This is a genomic window from Kitasatospora sp. NPDC059812 (genome assembly GCF_042732075.1).
Lineage (GTDB): Bacteria > Actinomycetota > Actinomycetes > Streptomycetales > Streptomycetaceae > Kitasatospora.
The window spans coordinates 13,533-30,759 of record NZ_JBHWIO010000103.1; the positions used below are offsets into that span (position 1 = coordinate 13,533).

Consider the following 17,227-nt stretch of genomic DNA (forward strand, 5'->3'; position numbering starts at 1 on the left):
CAGCACGGTATTCCCGTGTCACCCGCGCGAGCACTTGATCCGATAGCACCGTCCACCAGGACAAACCGGTCAGCGGATCGAGGGGTTGGCTCGATATTCGGATGCCCGAATTCCTCTTTCCACGGAATAATCCGCCCATGGAAGAGCCCCGCACCGTCACCCTCACCACCGACCGCCTCGTCCTGCGGGCCCCGCAGGAGTCGGACATCGACGCCGTCTTCGCCGCCTGCCAGGACGCCGAGATCCAGCGCTGGACGGTCGTCCCGAGCCCGTACCGGCGCGAGGACGCCGAGTACTTCGTCCGCGACCTCGCCGCGCACGGCTGGCGCACCGGCGAGAACCGGATCTGGTGCGTGTTCGAGCGCGGCTCCGACGTCCTGGTCGGCACCCAGGGCCTCGTGCTGCGCCACGGCGACCCGGGCTCCGCCGAGGTCGGCTGGTGGGCGACGAAGGAGTTCCGCGGCCGCGGCTACACGGTCGAGGCCGCCCGCGCGGTCGCCCGCCACGGCCTGGTCGAGCTCGGCCTGCGCCGCCTGGAGTGGCAGGCCTACGTGGGCAACGAGGGCTCCCGTGCGGTGGCCGAGAAGGTCGGCTACCGCTTCGAGGGCACCCTGCGCTCGTACGCCGAGCAGCGCGGCGCCTTCCACGACGCCTGGGTCGCCTCACTGCTCGCCTCGGACCTCCCGGACCTCCCGGACCTCCGTCCCTGACGTCCGCGCCGACGCACCCCGACCGGCTGTCGGTGCCCCGGACTACCCTCGCCGACATGACCGCCCTGCCTGCCACCGGTTCCCCCGCCGGCCCGCCGCCCGTCACCGTCCTGAGCGCCGACGAAGCCCGCCGGATCGCCCTTCGCGCCCAGGGCCTGCTCGGCACGCCGGACCGCCGGGCCGGGGTGCGCGGGGTGCTGCGACACCTGGGCGCCGTCCAGCTGGACACCATCTCGGTGCTGGCCCGCTCGCACGAACTGGTGCCGTACGCCCGGCTCGGCGCGGTCGGCCGCCCGGCCGTCGAGGCGGCGTACTGGGGCGCGGGCACGAGCTTCGAGTACTGGTCGCACGCGGCCTGCATCCTGCCGGTCGAGGAGTGGCCGCTGTTCGCGTTCCGGCGCCGCCGCTACCGCGAGCGCGGCCACCTCTGGGGCCACCAGGTGACGCCCGAGACGTACCGGCACGTGCTCGACAAGCTGCGCGCCGAGGGGCCGTTGACCTCCACTGAGCTGGGCGGCGCCAAGAAGACCGCCGAGTGGTGGGACTGGTCGGACACCAAGATCGCGGTGGAGCGGGCGCTGGCCTTCGGCGACGTGGTCTGCACCGAGCGCCGGAGCTGGAAGCGCGTCTACGCACTGGCCGAACAGGCCATCCCCGAGGCCCTGTTCGGGCAGGACCGCACCGACCGGGAGTGCGTGCGCACCCTGGTCGCCCAGGCCGGGGCCGCGCTCGGCGTGGCCACCCGGGCCGACCTGCTGGACTACCACCGGCTGCGCGCCGAGGAGCTGGACCCGGTCCTCGCGGACTGCGGGCTCGTCCCGGTCGAGGTGGCCGGCTGGGGCCCGGACGGCGCCGCGGCGGCGGCCTGGGCCGATCCGGCCGCACTGGCCACCGCCCCGCGCGGGCGCCACCGCACCACGCTGCTCTCGCCGTTCGACTCGCTGATCTGGGACCGCGCACGCACCGAGCGGATCTTCGGCATGACGCACCGGCTGGAGGCCTACACGCCCAAGCACAAGCGGGTGCACGGTTACTTCGCGATGCCGCTGCTGGCCGGCGGCCGGCTGGTGGCCCGGGTCGACCCGGGCCGGGAGGGGCGCACCCTGGTGGCCCGTCAGGTCTCACTGGCCAGCGACCGGGGGCACGGCGCCCGGCACGTCGAGGCGCTGGCGGCGGCCCTGCGCGAGGCGGCCGCCTGGGTGGGCTGCGACGACGTCCGGGTCGAGGCCCTGCCGGACGAGCGGCTGCGCCCGGCCCTCGAGAAACTCCTCGCGAGCTAGGGCTTGGGGCGCAGCCACGGTCACCCTATTTCAAGGATCTTCTCGCGCATCGCGTACACCACGGCCTCCATCCTGGAGTGCAGTTGGAGCTTCTCCAGGATGTTGCGCACGTGGTTCTTCACGGTGTTCTCGCTGATGAACAGCTCCTTGGCGATCTCCCGGTTGTTCATCCCGGTCGCCACCAGCTTGAGCACCTCCAACTCCCGGTCGGTGAGCCGGGGTGCGGGCACCAGGTCCCGGTCGTCGGAGCGGCGCTGGATCATCGACTTGAACTCGGTGAGCAGCTTGGACGCCATCGACGGGCTGATCTGGGACTGCCCGTCGGCGACCGCGCGGATCGCGGTGGCGACCTCGTCGGTGGAGATCTCCTTCAGCAGGTAGCCGGTGGCGCCTGCCTTGATCGCCTCGTAGAGGTCGGCCTCCTCGTCGCTTATCGTCAACATGATGATCTTGGTGCTGGGTGCCACGTCCTTGATCGCGGTGCAGGCCTCGATCCCGCTGCGGCGCGGCATCCGGACGTCCATCAGGATGATGTCCGGCAGCAGGTCGGCAGCCTTCAGCACGGCCTCGGCGCCGTCGCCGGCCTCGCCGACGACCTTGATGTCCGGCTCCTCCGCGAGCACGATCTCCAGCCCCCTGCGGAACAACGCGTGGTCGTCCACCACCAGCACGCGGATCGGCTCACCCCGGTGCGGCGCGTACGCGGGTTCCTCCTCCGGTCCCGGTGACAGTCCGGTGACCGGCCCCGTAGCGGGCCCCAGCCCGAAGTGATCCCCCATCCGCTCCTCCCCCTTCGCGGGTCGTCGTGCGCCAATCATTCCACGCCGCGCGGCCGTTGCGGTCACCCTCCGACGCCGCCGTTCCGCATCGGGTGACCTCCCGGGCCGGCCCTCGACTCCCGCTCCAGCCGCCCTGCCCCGAAACGCCGGTGACCCCGGCGGACTCGGCCGCCGGGGTCACCCCTCCAGGATTGTCTTCGGACGGTCAGTCCTCGTCGTCGCTTTCGCCGATCGCCCCGCCCGCGCCACTACCCGCGCCGGCCGACCCGTCGGTCTGCAGGTGGATGACGCCGTAGTGGTAGCCGTGACGGCGGTAGACGACGCTCGGCAGGCCGCTGTCCTTCTCCACGAAGAGGTAGAAGTCGTGGCCGACCAGTTCCATCTCGTACAGCGCCTGGTCCAGCGCCATGGGGGCGGCCGGGTGGGTCTTCTCCCGGACCACCAGCGGGCCTTCGCCCTCCACTTCCAGGGATCCCATCATGGTCTTGCGGACGGCCCCGTTGGTCTCGCCCTCCGGCGCCGCCGTGTCCGGCAGCGCGGCCAGCGCCGCGGTCGCCTCGGCGACGCTGATGGGGGTGCGGCCGTTGCCGCCCTTGTGCACTCGGCGCCGGTCCGCGGACTTGCGCAGCTGGGCGTCGAGCTTCGCCGAGGCCAGGTCGAGCGCCGCGTACGGGTCGGCGGCGGCGGCTTCGGCCCGGATCACCGGCCCACGGGTACGGAGAGTGATCTCCACCCGCTCGGACCGGTCGGCCTGCCGCGGGTTGTGCTCCTTGGACACCTCGACGTCGAGGCTGATCACCTTGCCGTCGAACTTCTGGACCTTCTCCAGCTTCTCGGCCACGTGCTCGCGGAACCTCTTGGGCACCTCGGTCTTGCGGCCCTTGACGACGATGTCCACGCAGAACTCCGATCCCTCGTGCTGACGCCGATCCGGGTGCTACCGGACCGGACTGAGACCCAGCTGGACCAGCCCATCCACTGCCGGCCCCCCGCCCCCGCCGCCAGCGGCGGGAAACGACTGGCCCTCACCTCACTTCCTCCCCACCAGGGACGGTTGAAACCCCTTGGAGCTTTATCGAACACCTCACACGGGGTTTTCGCCTCCCCAGGCGCGGAGTCGGGTATGACCCGATACTGCGGGCGGGCGGTCAAGCTGTTGGACCCTGTCTACCCTCCTGCGAGTGAAGCACGGGTAAATACCTGGACAACACCCCCCGTACGGCGCATCCTTTGCTCACTCTCCGTGCCTGCCGTCGCCAGGAGCAGCCGTGCCACCGCCTCCCGCCCCCACCCGTCCACCGTCCGCCCAAGGGCCGTTCGGCCACGCACTGGCCGGACTGCTGGACGTCCTGGTCCCGGCCCGCTGCGCCGGCTGCGGCGCCGAGCGCACCCAGCTCTGCCCGGCCTGCCGGCACGCGCTGGCCGCCACCCGGCCCGGTCCCACGCTGCTGCCCTGGGCGCACGCCGCCGCCCCGTACGCCGACCCCGTCCGACAGTTGCTGCTCGCCCACAAGGAGCGCGGCGCGCTGCGGTTGGCGGGCCCGCTCGGCGAGGCGCTCGGCCGGGCCGTCCGCTCCGCCCTGGGGCCGCGTGCCGGGGCCGCGCCGCTGCTGCTGGTCCCGATGCCCTCGGCCCGTTCCGCCGTCCGCGCCCGCGGCCACGACCCGACGCTGCGGCTGGCCGGGGCCGCCGCCCGCTCACTGCGCCGGTCCGGCCTGGACGCCCGGGCCGAGCCGCTGCTGCGGCACGCCCGCCCGGTCGCCGACCAGGCCGGGCTGAGCGCGGCCGAGCGCCACCGCAACCTGCACGGCGCGCTCACCGTGCTGCCGCGTGCCCGGCGCGACCTGCTGGGCTGTCAGCCGGTCCTGGTGGACGACCTGGTGACCACCGGTGCCAGCCTCGCCGAGGCGGCCCGGGCACTGGCGGACGCCGGACTGCCCGCCCGGGCGGGCGCCGCGGTCGCCGCCACCGCGCACCGGCCCGGCTGAGGCGCCGAGCGGCCCGACGGGGCACCAGGGGTCGGGGCCTCAGGGAACTGGGCGTCAGGGCGTGGCCGGCGGGTTCCTAGGGCGTGTTTCATCATTCACGTCGGATCAGCGCGCGGCGTTGGGCGCCCGGCTGGGCGTGCCGGCGAAGCGTCCTCGTACTGGGCCGTACTTGGACGTTTCGCCGGTGCGGTCAGGCGGGATGCCCGGCGTCGCGCGCCCGGCGGGAATGATGAAACACGCCCTAGCCCGCGTAGAAGAAGGACCCGGCCTTGTCGGCCAACTGGACCTCGCGCCACTGACTGCCGATCAGGCGGTAGATCGCGCCTCCGGCCGCCGCGAGCACCGCCGGCGCCTGGGCCAGGACGTTGCCCCGGGACTCGGAGGCCGAGACGGTGAGCATGTTCTCGGCCTGCAGCGTGGTGTCGGCGCTCTGTGTGCCGTCGGTGCCGATGTAGTACAGCTGCTTGATCCGGTCGGCCTCCTTGCCGAGCACCAGCAGCTGGTCGGCCTCCGCCCAGGAGACCGAGGCGACGTCGGTGAGCGAGGGGGCCGCCCGGCGCAGGCCGGTGATCCGCGCGGTCGGCGCCTCCGGGGTGCCGCCGTGCACCACCAGGCCGAAGTACAGCGAGCGGCTGGGCACGCCCGCGGTCTTGACCACCAGGGCGGCCCGGGCGCCGTCCGAGGAGATCTTCAGGGCCTGTACGGTCTGCCCGTCCAGCCCCTCGACCGCGACGGGGTACGTCCGGTTGCCGCGGACCATCACCACCCGCGGGCCCTGCGGGTTGCGGTCCACCACCCAGAGGTCGCCGCGGCCGTCCCAGCTGGGCGAGGCGAGGCCGTCCTCCTTGTCGGCGGTCTTCACCGGCGAGGTGAGCACCGGGTCGGGCAGCGCCACCGCGCTGTCCGCCAGCGGCACCGAGTAGAGCTGGTGGCCGTCCCCGCTGATGGCGGCGGCCCGGGAGCCGTCCCGGCTGACGGCCGTGGTGCCGAGCGGCGCCTTGCCGGCGGGCTGCGGCTTGCCGAGGACGCCGCGCACCGGCTCGCCGTTGCGCTGCTCGTCGGTGACCATCAGCAGGCCGTTGTCGGCGCGCTGGTAGTACTGCTGCGCGGGCAGCGGCCCGGCCAGGGCGCCGGGGCCGGTGGCCGGCAGGTCGTTGCGGCTGGCGAAGCAGTTGCCCCGCTGGCCCTTCAGCTCAAGCCGTTCGACCTGTCCCTTGCCCTGGTCGGCGAGGGTGTAGAAGAGCTGGGTCGCCATCCGACGGCAGGACACCGGTTCGCTGACGTCCGCCCCGCCGAGCTGCACGTGGGCGATCCGGCCGTCGTCGACGCTCACCCGGTCGACGCTGACGCCGCTCGGGAAGGACGTCCGGGCGACCGGCGCGAGCCAGGTCGAGGGCCCGGCGACCAGGGCCTTGGCGGCGGCGGTCAGCGGGTCTATCCGGCGCCGCAGGTAGATCGGGTCGGGGATCAGGACCTGCTGGCCGGCACTTCCGGTGACGGTCGAGGACGGGTCCGGCGTGGTGTAGAAGTACCGGTCGACCTGGCGGTAGCTGTTGTTGAAGTTGGTCTCGTTCATGATCACGCCGGCCGGCAGCTTGTCGATCCGCCACTCGCCGTCCTTCTCCCGGACGAGGGTGAAGTCGGCCGAGACGTCCCGCTGCCCCTCGGCCAGGTACGAGTGCTTCTCGTCGATCCTGGCGATCAGCGAGCCGGTCACCGTCGCGGAGACGCTGGTGTCGGTGTCGGCGATCTCCTGGCCGGCCGGGAGGTTCGGGGTGGCGGCGGAGAGCACCTGGATGCCGGCGTCCGGGTTCCAGTGTGCGGAGGCGTTCTCGGTGAGGTACTGGCGCGCGGTCTCGTACCCCTCGTCGGCGGTCACCGCGTCCAGGAACCCGGTCAGCAGGGCGCGCGGCTTGGCGCCCTTGGCCGGCGCCACCGGGTAGACCTTGGCCTGCAGGTTCTTGTCGGCCGCCCCCTGCGACAGCTCCACCCTGGAGATGCCGCCGGAGTCCGGCATGGCCGCGCAGCCGCTCGCCACCAGGGCGCCGAGCACCACGCCGGCCACCGCCGTGAACCGCGGCTCAGTCCTGCTGCTCGTCCTTCGCACGCTGCGACCCCTCCAGGTCCGTCCCGCCCATCCCACCCGTCACGTCCGGCTCCGCCGTCCGCTGTGCCACCGACGGCCGTCCGGGCGTCGGGTCCACCATCACCTGGGCGCCGGTGGCACCGTACCCGGTCCCCGCCGTCCGGACGTCCGAGGGGTCCGCGCGCGGCCCTTCGGGCAACCGGCGCTTGCCCAGGTCGGGGCCGATGTTCAGCACCCCGCCGAGCCCGCTGCCGAAGCCGTTGACGGGCCCCTCCGGCGTCTCCGCCTGCTCCTCGGCCGCGGTCATCGCGGTCGCGCCGGCCGGGCTGATCGCCCGCCGGTACGGCGCGCCGTAGGTGCCCAGGCCCCGGTTGTTGCGGGAGTCCTCCGGCTCCAGCCGGAACGGCGCCCGGCTGATCTCGCCGCCCCGGGTGCGCGGCAGGGTGAGCCGGAAGTGCGAGCCGCCGCCGGGCTCGCCCCAGGCCTGCAGCCAGCCGCCGTGCAGGTGCGCGTCCTCGACCGCGATGGACAGGCCGAGGCCGGTGCCGCCGGTGGTCCGCACCCGGGACGGGTCGGCCCGCCAGAAGCGGTGGAACACCCGGGACGCCTCGCCCGGCTTGAGGCCGATGCCGTAGTCGCGCACGCCGACCGCGACCGCGCCGTCGGCCGAGCCCAGCCGGACCACCACGTCGCGGCCCTCGCCGTGCTCCAGGGCGTTGACCACCAGGTTGCGCAGGATGCGCTCGATCCGGCGGGAGTCCACCTCGGCGACGACCGGCTCGCCGTCGCCGCGGATCACCACCGCACTGCCCTTGGCCTGGGCCAGCGGGTCGGCGGCCTCCACCACCCGGGCGACGATGTCGCGCAGGTCGACCGGCTCGCCGTCCAGGATCGCGGCGCCGGCGTCGAAGCGGCTGATCTCCAGCAGGTCGGCGAGCAGCGACTCGAAGCGGTCCAGCTGGCCCTGCAACAGCTCCGCCGAGCGGGCCGCCATCGGGTCCAGGTCCTCGCGGCTGTCGTAGATGAGGTCCGCGGCCATCCGGACCGTGGTCAGCGGGGTGCGCAGCTCGTGCGAGACGTCCGAGACGAAGCGCCGCTGCACCCGGGACAGCTCCTCCAGCTGGCGGATCTGCGCCTGGAGGGCATTGGCCATCCGGTTGAACGACTCGCCGAGGCGGGCGATGTCGTCCGTGCCGGTGACCTTCATCCGCTCTTCCAGGTGCCCGTCGGCGAGCCGCTCGGAGATGCCGGCGGCCATCCGGACCGGGGTGACCACCTGGCGCACCACGACCCAGGCGATGCCGCCCATCAGGATCACCACGAACACGCCGGCGGTCGCCAGGGTGCCGGTGATCAGGTCGAGGGTGTCGGTCTCCTGGCCGAAGGAGAACACGTAGAACATCTGGTAGCTGTTGCCGGCCGGGCCGGTGAACTGCATGCCGAGGGCCAGCCCGGGCTCGGTCCGCTCGTCGGCCCGGTGGATCCGGGCCGGCTGGTCGAACATCTGGCCGGGCTCGGCGTGGACCCTGTCCCGCAGGGTGTCGGGGACGCTGCTGGGCAGGATGTCGCCCGAGAAGCGCGGCGCGAAGCCGTTCTCCGGGACGATGGCGTCGGTACCGGCGGCCATCGCGATCACCGAGTAGACGGTCTGCCCGCTCGCGGCCAGGTCGTTGACCTGGCGCAGCAGCCAGGTGCCGGTCTCCTCGATGGTGGGGTCGGGCGTGGCGCCGACCCGCAGCCGCTGGTCCTTCGCCTCGTCGATCTTCTTCAGTTCCGCCTGGAACCCGATCCTGGCCTGCTCGCGGGCGGCCGCCATCTTGGTGCCGAGCAGGCCGGTGCGCACCTGCGCCATCACGACCACGCCGAGCACCAGGACGACCGCGATGGACGCGAGCAGCGAGACCGCCACCACGCGCAGCTGGATCGACCGGCGGTACAGCGCCGTCACCCGGCGCGCGGGCCGACGCAGCTGACGGGTCAGCAGCGCGAACGCGGCCGCCCGGCGCCGGCGGCGGGTGGTCGAACTCAGCACGGACCCGCGAACCGCGTCGGCCCCGTCGGTCGCGGAACCCGACGGGGCTTCGTCAGCCAGGTGCGTCACGTCAGCTGGGTCCGGCCTTGTAGCCGACGCCACGGACGGTCACCACGATCTCGGGGCGCTCCGGGTCCTTCTCGATCTTGGACCGCAGGCGCTGCACGTGGACGTTGACCAGGCGGGTGTCCGCCGCGTGCCGGTAGCCCCAGACCTGCTCCAGCAGCACCTCGCGGGTGAACACCTGCCAGGGCTTGCGGGCCAGCGCGACCAGCAGGTCGAACTCCAGCGGGGTCAGCGGGATGCCCCGGCCGTCCCGCTTCACCGAGTGGCCGGCCACGTCGATCACCAGGTCGCCGATGGTCAGCTGCTCGGGCGTCGGCTCCTCGGCACGGCGCAGCCGGGCACGCACCCGGGCCACCAGCTCCTTGGGCTTGAACGGCTTGGTGACGTAGTCGTCGGCACCCGACTCCAGGCCCACCACGACGTCGACCGTGTCGGTCTTCGCGGTCAGCATGACGATCGGAATGCCGGACTCCGCCCGGATCTGCCGGCAGACGTCGATACCGTCCCGACCGGGCAGCATCAGGTCGAGCAGGACCAGGTCCGGCTTGGTCTCCCGGAACGCGGCTAGCGCCCTGTCTCCATCCGCGACGAAAAACGGCTCAAAACCCTCACCACGCAGCACGATACCGAGCATCTCGGCCAGTGCGGAGTCGTCATCAACGACGAGGACGCGTCCCTTCATGCGTCCATCCTCTCATTACCGCATTGTGACCTGCCGCACAGCAGTGCCAATGCTCCACAACGGCCAACTCCCCCCACCGGTTAATTCCGGCCATACCGGGCGAATGTGCCCGGTCGGAACGTCTTCGAACGGTCCGCGGCCCACCGCCCGACCACCGGAAGGCCCCCGTTTCCGATCAGCGGCCGGATACCCCTGGGGCCTCCCCAGGCCCCATGGCACGATGGGCGCTGCGCGCGGGCGAAAGATCCGCCCGGAACCGCGCCCGTGACGCCCCTCCGAGGAGCAGTGATGACCGACACTCCGGGCTGGGCCTCGCCCGGCTCGCCCGAGCCGCCCCGCGACGACGCCCGGCCCCCGGCCGACGCGCCCGCCGCCGTGCCCGGGCCGTCGGCACCACCGCAGGGCGCCCCGGCCCCCGGCTGGAACGGCCAGCAGGCCCGGCCCGACTGGAGCCGGCCCGCACCGGGCGGCCACCACCCCTACGGCTGGGGCGCTCCGCAGAGCCCCAAGCCCGGCGTCATCCCGCTGCGCCCGCTCGGACTCGGCGAACTCCTCGACGGCTCCGTCGCCACCATCCGCAAGCACTGGCGGACGACCCTCGCCCTCTCCCTCGGCATCGCCATCGTCGAGCAGGCCGGAAACGTCGCCGCCCAGCTGCTGGTCAAGGGCAAGACCGGCCCCGCCACCCAGGTGACGACCATGCTCGCCTCGATGCCGCTGACGGTGCTGCTCGGCGTGGTCGCCACCGCGCTGCTCACCATGGTCGTCAGCCGCGCCGTCCTCGGGCAGTCCGCGACCGCCGGGGACGCCTGGCGCGACGCCCGCCGCCGGCTGCCGCAGCTGCTCGGGCTGACCCTGCTCACCGGCCTGATGTCCGGCGGCGTGGTGCTGCTCGGCTTCAGCCCCTGGTACTTCTACGCCACCGGCTCGGCGGGCGACCCCGGGACGGAGGCCCTCCTCTTCCTCGTCGGCATCCTGACCATCCCGGTCGGGTTCTGGCTGTGGATCCGGTTCAGCCTGGCCGCCCCCGCCCTGATGCTGGAGAAGCAGGGCGTGCGAACCGCACTGTCCCGCTCCCGGCGCCTGACCCTCGGCTCCTGGTGGCGCATCTTCGGCATCTCGCTGCTCGGCGAGGTGCTGACCTTCATCGTCGCCATGGTCATCGCGATCCCGTTCCGCTTCGCCGGACTCGTCCTCGGCTTCAGCGACTTCGACCGCCAGGTCGACCTCACCGCGGCCCACGAGCCCACCGCGATGCTGATCACCACCGCGATCGCCGGCATCATCGCCGCGACCCTCACCATCCCCTTCCGGGCCGCACTCGGCGTCCTCATCTACATCGACCAGCGGATCCGCCGCGAGGCCCTGGACATCGAACTCGCCCGCGCCGCCGGCCTCGCCGAGCCCGGCGCCACCGGCTGGGGCGACCAGGCTGGCCGACCCCCCGCGAGGCGCTGACCCGGATGCCTACCTGGGGGGACAGGCTCCTCGTCGCGGACGGCGCCCCGGTCACCGTCCCGCGTGACCCGGCCCGCGACGCCGCCCGCGACGAGCTGCTCAACGCCGAGTACCACAAGCACGACCCGAGCGTCCTGGAACGGGTCATGACCTGGCTCAACGACCACATCACCGACGCGCTCGACAGCATCTCCGGCAACGGCACCAGCGGCACCACCGGCCTGGTGCTCTTCCTGATCGTCGCCCTGCTGATCGGCGCCGCCCTCTGGTGGCGCCTCGGCGCTCCACGGCGCGCGGCCCGCACCGTCCTCGACGTCTACGGCGTCGAAGGACCGCGCGGCGCCGGCCAGTACCGGGCCGACGCCGAACGGCACGCCGCCGCCGGGCACTGGAACGAGGCCGTCCGCGCGCAGATGCGAGCCCTGGTCCGGGCCCTGGAGGAACGCACCCTGCTCGACGTCCGCCCCGGCCGCACCGCCGACGAGGCCGCCACCGAGGCCGGCCTGGCCCTGCCCGACCACGCCGCCGCCCTGGCCGCCGCCGCCCGCACCTTCGACGACATCGCCTACGGCGAGCGCACCGCAGACCAGGCCGCGTACCAGCTGCTGCGCGAGCTCGACCGGACCCTGGAACGCGCCCGCCCGGCCCTGGGAGGAGCGGCATGACCAGCACCACCCCCGCGCCGCCCGCGCCGCAGCCGCCCGCCGTCCCTGCCCCCGACGAGACGGCCACGACCAGCCTCGCCCTCACCGGCCGCGGCCTCTGGCGCCGGGCCCGCTGGTACCTGCTCGTCCTCGCCATCCTGCTGATCGGCGCCACCGCCGTGGCCGCCCTCGGCCAGGACCGCCGCTACCCGCCGCTCGACCCGCGCTCCTACGACCAGGACGGCACCCACGCCGTCCTCGCGCTGCTCGAACACCAGGGCCTCAAGGCCGACCTCACCACCGACCTCATCAGCCACCCGGGCGGCGCCGACACCCTCGTCCTGCCCGAACCCGACCTGCTCGGCCCCGCCGAACTACGCGCCGTCGCCGCAGCCCGGCACAGCCGGCTCGTCCTCATCGCCCCCGGTCCGGCCGCACTCAGCGCCCTGGCCCCCGGCATCCGCCCCTCCGACGAGGACGGCGGGCCCTCCTACGCCTCCGTCCGCAGCACCGCCGCACAGTGCCCGCTCACCGAGGCCGTGCGGGCCGGCAGCGCCGAGATCGGCGGGATGCTCTACACCAGCGGCAGCCGCGGCGCCGGCTGCTACCCGCGCGGCCACGGCTACCCGCTGGTCAGCGCCCCGACCGCCGGCGGCGACGTCATCGTGCTCGGCACCGGCGCCTTCCTGCACAACGAGCAGCTCGCCAAGGACGGCAACGCCGCCCTCGCCCTCGGCCTGCTCGGCTCCCAGCCCCGCCTCACCTGGCACCTGCCCGACTACAGCGTCCCGCCCGCCCAGGGCACCCGGGACAAGACCTTCGGCGACTACATCCCGGACGGCTGGCGCTGGGCCGGCTACCAGCTCGCCGCCGCGGCCGTCCTGACCGCCCTGTGGCGCGGCCGCCGACTCGGCCCGGTGATCAGCGAGAACCTGCCCGTGGTGGTCCGCGCCGCCGAGACCACCGAGGGCCGCGCCCGGCTCTACCGCCGCGCCAAGGCCCGCGGCCGCGCCGCCGAGGCCCTGCGCCGGGCCGCCGCGCACCGCCTCGCCCCCGCCCTGGGCGTCCCGCTCCACGCCGGCGCGCCCGACCCCGACACCCTGTGCGCGGCCGTGGCCGACCGCCTCCCCGAGCAGCCCGCCGGCGACGTCCGGGCCCTCCTCTTCGGCCCGCCCCCGACCGACGACGCCGCACTGCTGCGGCTCGCCGACGACCTCGACGCCCTCGAAAGGCAGGTACGGAACCCGTGACCGAACAGGCCACCGCCACCCCGTCCAGCACCCCCGGCGCGGCGGCTGCCACCCCGGGCACCCCCGACACCGCCGTCGACCCGCGCGCCGCACTCACCGCCCTGCGCGCCGAGATCGGCAAGGCCGTGGTCGGCCAGGACGCCGCCGTCACCGGCCTCGTCGTCGCCCTGCTCTGCGGCGGCCACGTCCTGCTGGAGGGCGTCCCCGGCGTCGCCAAGACCCTGCTGGTCCGCACCCTGTCCACCGCGCTCAACCTGGACACCAAGCGCATCCAGTTCACCCCCGACCTGATGCCCGGTGACGTCACCGGCTCCCTCGTCTACGACGCCCGGACCGCCGAGTTCTCCTTCCAGCCCGGCCCGGTCTTCACCAACCTGCTGCTCGCCGACGAGATCAACCGCACCCCGCCGAAGACCCAGGCCGCCCTGCTGGAGGCCATGGAGGAGCACCAGGTCACCGTCGACGGCGTGCCGCGCGCACTGCCCGTCCCGTTCCTGGTCGCCGCGACCCAGAACCCGGTCGAGTACGAGGGCACCTACCCGCTGCCCGAGGCCCAGCTGGACCGCTTCCTGCTCAAGCTGGTCCTGCCGCTGCCCGACCGGGACCAGGAGTTCCAGGTCCTGTCCCGGCACGCCGCCGGCTTCGACCCCCGCAACCTCGCCGCCGCCGGCGTCCGCCCGGTCGCCGGGCCCGCGCACCTCGCCGCCGCCCGCGAGCAGATCGCCAAGCTGACCGTCTCCCCCGAGATCCTCGCGTACATCGTCGACCTCTGCCGGGCCACCCGGCAGTCCCCGTCGCTGTCCATCGGCGTCTCGCCGCGCGGTGCCACCGCCCTGCTGGCCGCCTCCCGCGCCTGGGCCTGGCTCGCCGGCCGCGACTACGTCACCCCCGACGACGTCAAGGCCCTGGCCCTGCCCACCCTGCGGCACCGCGTCGCGCTGCGCGCCGAGGCCGAGATGGAGGGCGTCACCGCCGACTCCGTCATCCAGGCCGTCCTCACCCAGACGCCCGCCCCCCGCTGAACCACCCGTTCCCGAAGGAGCGCACCGCATGGCCCTCACCGGGCGAACCGCCCTGCTCGCCGCGCTCGGCACGCTCGTCGTGGGCCTGTTGCTGCCGTCCTGGGCCGGGATCGGCCTCGTCACCGGCACCGTGCTGCTCGCCGCCGTGATCGACCTGGTGCTCGCCGCCCCCGTCCGCAGCCTGGAACTCGGCCGGGGCGGCGACACCACCGTCCGGCTCGGCGAACCCGCCTCCGTCGAACTGACCGTCACCAACCCCTCCGGGCGGCCCCTCCGAGCCCGGATCCGCGACGCCTGGGCCCCGTCCGCCTGGCGGCCGGGCACCGCCGAGGCCGCCTCCCGGCACACCCTGCACGTCCCCGCCGGCGAGCGGCGCCGGGCCGTCACCGCACTCACCCCGACCCGCCGCGGCGACCACCACGCCCGGCGGGTGACGGTCCGTTCGCTCGGGCCACTCGGCCTGGCCGGCCGCCAGGGCTCGCACCACCTGCCCTGGACGGTCCGCGCCCTGCCCCCGTTCAACAGCCGCAAGCACCTGCCCTCCCGGCTCGCGCGGCTGCGCGAACTCGACGGCCGCACCTCCGTCCTGACCCGCGGCCAGGGCACCGAGTTCGACTCCCTGCGCGAGTACCTGCCCGGCGACGACGTCCGCTCCATCGACTGGCGGGCCAGCGCCCGCCGCAACACCGTCGCCGTCCGCACCTGGCGCCCCGAACGCGACCGGCACATCCTCGTCGTCCTCGACACCGGCCGCACCTCCGCCGGCCGGGTCGGCGACGCACCCCGCCTCGACGCCGCCCTCGACGCCGCCCTGCTGCTCACCGCCCTCGCCACCCGCGCCGGCGACCGCGTCGACCTGCTCGCCCACGACGCCCGCAAGCGCGCCGCGGTCGCCGGCAGCTCGCCCAGCGAGATCCTGCCGGCCTTCACCCACGCGATGGCCTCCCTCCAACCCGCCCTGCACGAGACCGACATGCGCTCACTGGTCTCCACCGCCCTCAAGATGGCACCGCACCGCTCGCTGATCGTCCTGCTCACCGGCCTCGACACGGCCCCGGTCGAAGACGGCCTGCGCCCGCTGCTGCCGCTCCTCACCAAGCGCCACGAGGTGGTCCTGGCCTCCGTCGCCGACCCCCACCTGGACGCCCTCGCCGCCGGGCGCGGCACCCTGGAGGCCGTCTACGGCGCCGCCGCCGCCGAACAGACCCGCGCCGACCGCCGTGCCACCGCCGACCTCCTCAGCCGCCACGGCGTCACCGTCCTCGACGCCTCCCCCGCCCAGCTCGCCCCCGCCCTCGCGGACACCTACCTCGCCCTCAAGGCCGCCGGCCGCCTCTGAGCCCTCGCCGTACGGACGGTCCCGTCTCTTGGTCCCGTTCCTTCAACGGGCAGGCCGTGGTGACGCGGCGTCACCCACCTGGTCCGTCAGCGACGCCGACGGGCGTTGAGCCGGGCGGCCTGGCGCGTCAGGTGGTCGCGCTCGGCGAGGTCGGGGGCCCGGTGGGCCGCCTCGGCGTACAGCCGGGCCGCCATCTCCAGGTCGCCGTCGCGCTCGTGGAGGTACGCCGCCACCGCCGTGTGGCGGGGCAGCGAGCCGTCCAGCTCCCCGAGTGCCGCCAGCCCGGCGCGCGGTCCGTCGGCCTCACCGACGGCCACCGCGCGGTTGAGCCGGACGACCGAGCTCTCGGTCAGGCGGGCGAGCTCGTCGTACCACTCGACGATCTGCACCCAGTCGGTCTCCTCGGCGGTGGGCGCGTCGGCGTGGAGCGCCGCGATGGCGGCCTGGGCCTGGAACTCGCCCAACCGGTCGCGGCCGAGGGCCGCTTGCAGGATCCCGACGCCCTCGGCGATCAACCCGGTGTCCCACCGGCCACGGTCCTGCTCGGCGAGCGGCACCAGGCTCCCGTCGGACGCGGTCCGGGTCCCGCGCCGGGCATGGTGGAGCAGCATCAGGGCGAGCAGCCCCGCCACCTCGGGGTGGTCGATCGCCTCCGCGAGCTGCCGGGTCAGCCGGATGGCCTCGGCGGCGAGGTCGACGTCCCCGGAGTAGCCCTCGTTGAAGACCAGGTAGAGCACGCGCAGCACGGTGGCGACGTCGCCGGGCCGGTCGAACCGCACCCCCGAGACGGTCCGCTTGGCCCGGCTGATCCGCTGCGCCATGGTCGCCTCGGGCACCAGGTAGGCCTGGGCGATCTGGCGGGTGGTCAGCCCACCCACGGCCCGCAACGTGAGCGCGACCGCCGACGGCGGCGTCAACGACGGGTGCGCGCACAGGAAGTAGAGCTGGAGCGTGTCGTCCACCGCGGACGCGGGCCCCGGCTCCGGTTCCTCCTCGACCCGGTCCTCGCGTCGGCGGCGGGCCGCGTCCGCCCGGGCCCCGTCGAGGAACCGGCGCCAGGCCACGGTGACCAGCCAGCCCTTGGGGTCCCGCGGCGGGTCGGCCGGCCAGACGCGGACCGCCTCGACCATCGCGTCCTGCACGGCGTCCTCGGCCGCCGCGAAGTCGGCTCCGCGGCGGACGAGGATACCGAGCACGCTCGGCGCGAGGCTCCGGAGCAGGACTTCGTCCACCGGGGAGGTCACTCGGTGACGGTGGGCGGCGCGGCCAGGAACGGACGCAGCTCCAGCCACTCGTGGATCGGCCGCCCGCCCGCCCCGGGAGCGGCCGACAGTTCCCCGGCCAGCTGGACGGCGCGCTCGTAGCTGTCGACGTCGATCACCATCCAGCCGGCGATCAGGTCCTTGGTCTCGGCGAACGGGCCGTCGGTCACCGGCGGGCGCCCCTCGCCGTCGTACCGGACGAACGTCCCCTCGGGAGCGAGTGCCTGGCCGTCGACGAACTCGCCGGTCTTCTCCAGCCGGTCCGCGAAGTCCTGCATGTACCGCACGTGCGCCGAGATCTCCTCGGGCGTCCATCGGTCCATGGGCACGTTGTTGACCGGAGCCGGGGCGCCTCGGTAGTGCTTGAGCAGCAGGTACTTGGCCATGATGTTCTCCTCGGTGCTGGTGCGACCCATTGTGGCCGCGTCCACCCCGGGGACGGAGCCAGCCACGGGTTCTCGACATAGCCAGCCGAACTTTTTTGAACTTTCGTGGGGACTTTCGTGGGGCCCTGGTGAGGTGCTCCCGTGGGCCGGAAATGCAAAGAACCCCCATCCGGTTTCCCGGATGGGGGTTCTCTGTGAATGATTGTTCGGCGGCGTCCTACTCTCCCACAGGGTCCCCCCTGC

At 74.0% G+C, this 17,227-nt stretch carries 15 protein-coding genes; 8 read left to right on the top strand and 7 right to left on the bottom strand.

The features are described from left to right. Positions 1 to 137 precede the first annotated feature (137 nt). Both ACFV6D_RS33885 and ACFV6D_RS33890 read left to right on the top strand, forming a co-directional pair. Positions 138 to 710, top strand: coding sequence for a GNAT family N-acetyltransferase (locus ACFV6D_RS33885; RefSeq protein ID WP_063349157.1), 573 nt, complete (start codon positions 138 to 140; stop codon positions 708 to 710). Positions 711 to 766: 56 nt separating this feature from the next. Continuing rightward, positions 767 to 1,990, top strand: coding sequence for a winged helix-turn-helix domain-containing protein (locus ACFV6D_RS33890; protein ID WP_380562618.1), 1,224 nt, complete (start codon positions 767 to 769; stop codon positions 1,988 to 1,990). A 20-nt stretch (positions 1,991 to 2,010) separates the two neighbouring features. Here ACFV6D_RS33890 and ACFV6D_RS33895 read toward each other — a convergent pair whose 3' ends face one another. Beyond that, the gene (locus ACFV6D_RS33895) at positions 2,011 to 2,769 is read right to left on the bottom strand and encodes a response regulator transcription factor (RefSeq protein WP_079135841.1); all 759 of its coding nucleotides are present in this window, start codon (positions 2,767 to 2,769) and stop codon (positions 2,011 to 2,013) included. A gap of 205 nt (positions 2,770 to 2,974) precedes the next feature. Then, positions 2,975 to 3,667, bottom strand: a complete 693-nt coding sequence (gene hpf / locus ACFV6D_RS33900; protein ID WP_063349155.1) for a ribosome hibernation-promoting factor, HPF/YfiA family — start codon at positions 3,665 to 3,667, stop codon at positions 2,975 to 2,977. Between the two features lie 370 nt (positions 3,668 to 4,037). Here hpf and ACFV6D_RS33905 point away from each other — a divergent pair, with 370 nt between their 5' ends. Then, the gene (locus ACFV6D_RS33905) at positions 4,038 to 4,757 is read left to right on the top strand and encodes a ComF family protein (protein WP_380562620.1); all 720 of its coding nucleotides are present in this window, start codon (positions 4,038 to 4,040) and stop codon (positions 4,755 to 4,757) included. 241 nt (positions 4,758 to 4,998) lie between these two features. Here the strand turns inward: ACFV6D_RS33905 and ACFV6D_RS33910 are convergent, their stop codons facing one another. The 3 genes from ACFV6D_RS33910 to mtrA form a co-directional block, all read right to left on the bottom strand. After that, positions 4,999 to 6,864 carry an LpqB family beta-propeller domain-containing protein gene (locus ACFV6D_RS33910; protein WP_208869098.1) on the bottom strand — a complete coding sequence of 622 codons (1,866 nt, stop codon included), beginning with the start codon at positions 6,862 to 6,864 and terminating at the stop codon, positions 4,999 to 5,001. Then, positions 6,839 to 8,875: an MtrAB system histidine kinase MtrB gene (mtrB, locus tag ACFV6D_RS33915; RefSeq protein ID WP_380562622.1), complete on the bottom strand. Its 2,037-nt coding sequence runs from the start codon at positions 8,873 to 8,875 to the stop codon at positions 6,839 to 6,841. The genes ACFV6D_RS33910 and mtrB overlap by 26 nt, the downstream gene beginning before the upstream one ends. Positions 8,876 to 8,945: 70 nt before the next feature. After that, a complete protein-coding gene (mtrA, locus tag ACFV6D_RS33920) occupies positions 8,946 to 9,623 on the bottom strand; it encodes an MtrAB system response regulator MtrA (RefSeq protein ID WP_030247322.1) in 678 nt (225 codons plus the stop codon). A gap of 288 nt (positions 9,624 to 9,911) precedes the next feature. Here mtrA and ACFV6D_RS33925 point away from each other — a divergent pair, with 288 nt between their 5' ends. The 5 genes from ACFV6D_RS33925 to ACFV6D_RS33945 all read left to right on the top strand — a co-directional run bounded on the left by ACFV6D_RS33925 (position 9,912) and on the right by ACFV6D_RS33945 (position 15,336). Beyond that, positions 9,912 to 11,081: a hypothetical protein gene (locus ACFV6D_RS33925; RefSeq protein ID WP_063349152.1), complete on the top strand. Its 1,170-nt coding sequence runs from the start codon at positions 9,912 to 9,914 to the stop codon at positions 11,079 to 11,081. A 5-nt stretch (positions 11,082 to 11,086) separates the two neighbouring features. Further along, the gene (locus tag ACFV6D_RS33930; protein ID WP_380562624.1) at positions 11,087 to 11,746 is read left to right on the top strand and encodes a DUF4129 domain-containing protein; all 660 of its coding nucleotides are present in this window, start codon (positions 11,087 to 11,089) and stop codon (positions 11,744 to 11,746) included. Beyond that, the gene (locus tag ACFV6D_RS33935) at positions 11,743 to 12,975 is read left to right on the top strand and encodes a DUF4350 domain-containing protein (RefSeq protein WP_380562627.1); all 1,233 of its coding nucleotides are present in this window, start codon (positions 11,743 to 11,745) and stop codon (positions 12,973 to 12,975) included. The genes ACFV6D_RS33930 and ACFV6D_RS33935 overlap by 4 nt, the downstream gene beginning before the upstream one ends. Positions 12,976 to 13,076: 101 nt before the next feature. After that, a complete protein-coding gene (locus tag ACFV6D_RS33940; RefSeq protein WP_380343635.1) occupies positions 13,077 to 13,997 on the top strand; it encodes an AAA family ATPase in 921 nt (306 codons plus the stop codon). Positions 13,998 to 14,025: 28 nt separating this feature from the next. Beyond that, positions 14,026 to 15,336: a DUF58 domain-containing protein gene (locus ACFV6D_RS33945; RefSeq protein ID WP_380376994.1), complete on the top strand. Its 1,311-nt coding sequence runs from the start codon at positions 14,026 to 14,028 to the stop codon at positions 15,334 to 15,336. Positions 15,337 to 15,422: 86 nt separating this feature from the next. Here the strand turns inward: ACFV6D_RS33945 and ACFV6D_RS33950 are convergent, their stop codons facing one another. Together ACFV6D_RS33950 and ACFV6D_RS33955 are read right to left on the bottom strand one after the other, a co-directional pair. Then, a complete protein-coding gene (locus tag ACFV6D_RS33950; RefSeq protein WP_380562631.1) occupies positions 15,423 to 16,568 on the bottom strand; it encodes an RNA polymerase sigma factor in 1,146 nt (381 codons plus the stop codon). Positions 16,569 to 16,576: 8 nt separating this feature from the next. Then, positions 16,577 to 16,984, bottom strand: a complete 408-nt coding sequence (locus tag ACFV6D_RS33955) for a YciI family protein (RefSeq protein WP_380343631.1) — start codon at positions 16,982 to 16,984, stop codon at positions 16,577 to 16,579. Positions 16,985 to 17,227 lie beyond the last annotated feature (243 nt).

Bases quoted from the DNA above. Each gene is read 5' to 3' on its own strand.
- ACFV6D_RS33945 (WP_380376994.1), top strand. From the start codon at position 14,026: ATGGCCCTCACCGGGCGAACCGCCCTGCTCGCCGCGCTCGGCACGCTC.
- ACFV6D_RS33955 (WP_380343631.1), bottom strand. From the start codon at position 16,984: ATGGCCAAGTACCTGCTGCTCAAGCACTACCGAGGCGCCCCGGCTCCG.
- ACFV6D_RS33885 (WP_063349157.1), top strand. From the start codon at position 138: ATGGAAGAGCCCCGCACCGTCACCCTCACCACCGACCGCCTCGTCCTG.
- ACFV6D_RS33890 (WP_380562618.1), top strand. From the start codon at position 767: ATGACCGCCCTGCCTGCCACCGGTTCCCCCGCCGGCCCGCCGCCCGTC.
- ACFV6D_RS33925 (WP_063349152.1), top strand. From the start codon at position 9,912: ATGACCGACACTCCGGGCTGGGCCTCGCCCGGCTCGCCCGAGCCGCCC.
- ACFV6D_RS33935 (WP_380562627.1), top strand. From the start codon at position 11,743: ATGACCAGCACCACCCCCGCGCCGCCCGCGCCGCAGCCGCCCGCCGTC.
- ACFV6D_RS33895 (WP_079135841.1), bottom strand. From the start codon at position 2,769: ATGGGGGATCACTTCGGGCTGGGGCCCGCTACGGGGCCGGTCACCGGA.
- mtrA (WP_030247322.1), bottom strand. From the start codon at position 9,623: ATGAAGGGACGCGTCCTCGTCGTTGATGACGACTCCGCACTGGCCGAG.
- ACFV6D_RS33930 (WP_380562624.1), top strand. From the start codon at position 11,087: ATGCCTACCTGGGGGGACAGGCTCCTCGTCGCGGACGGCGCCCCGGTC.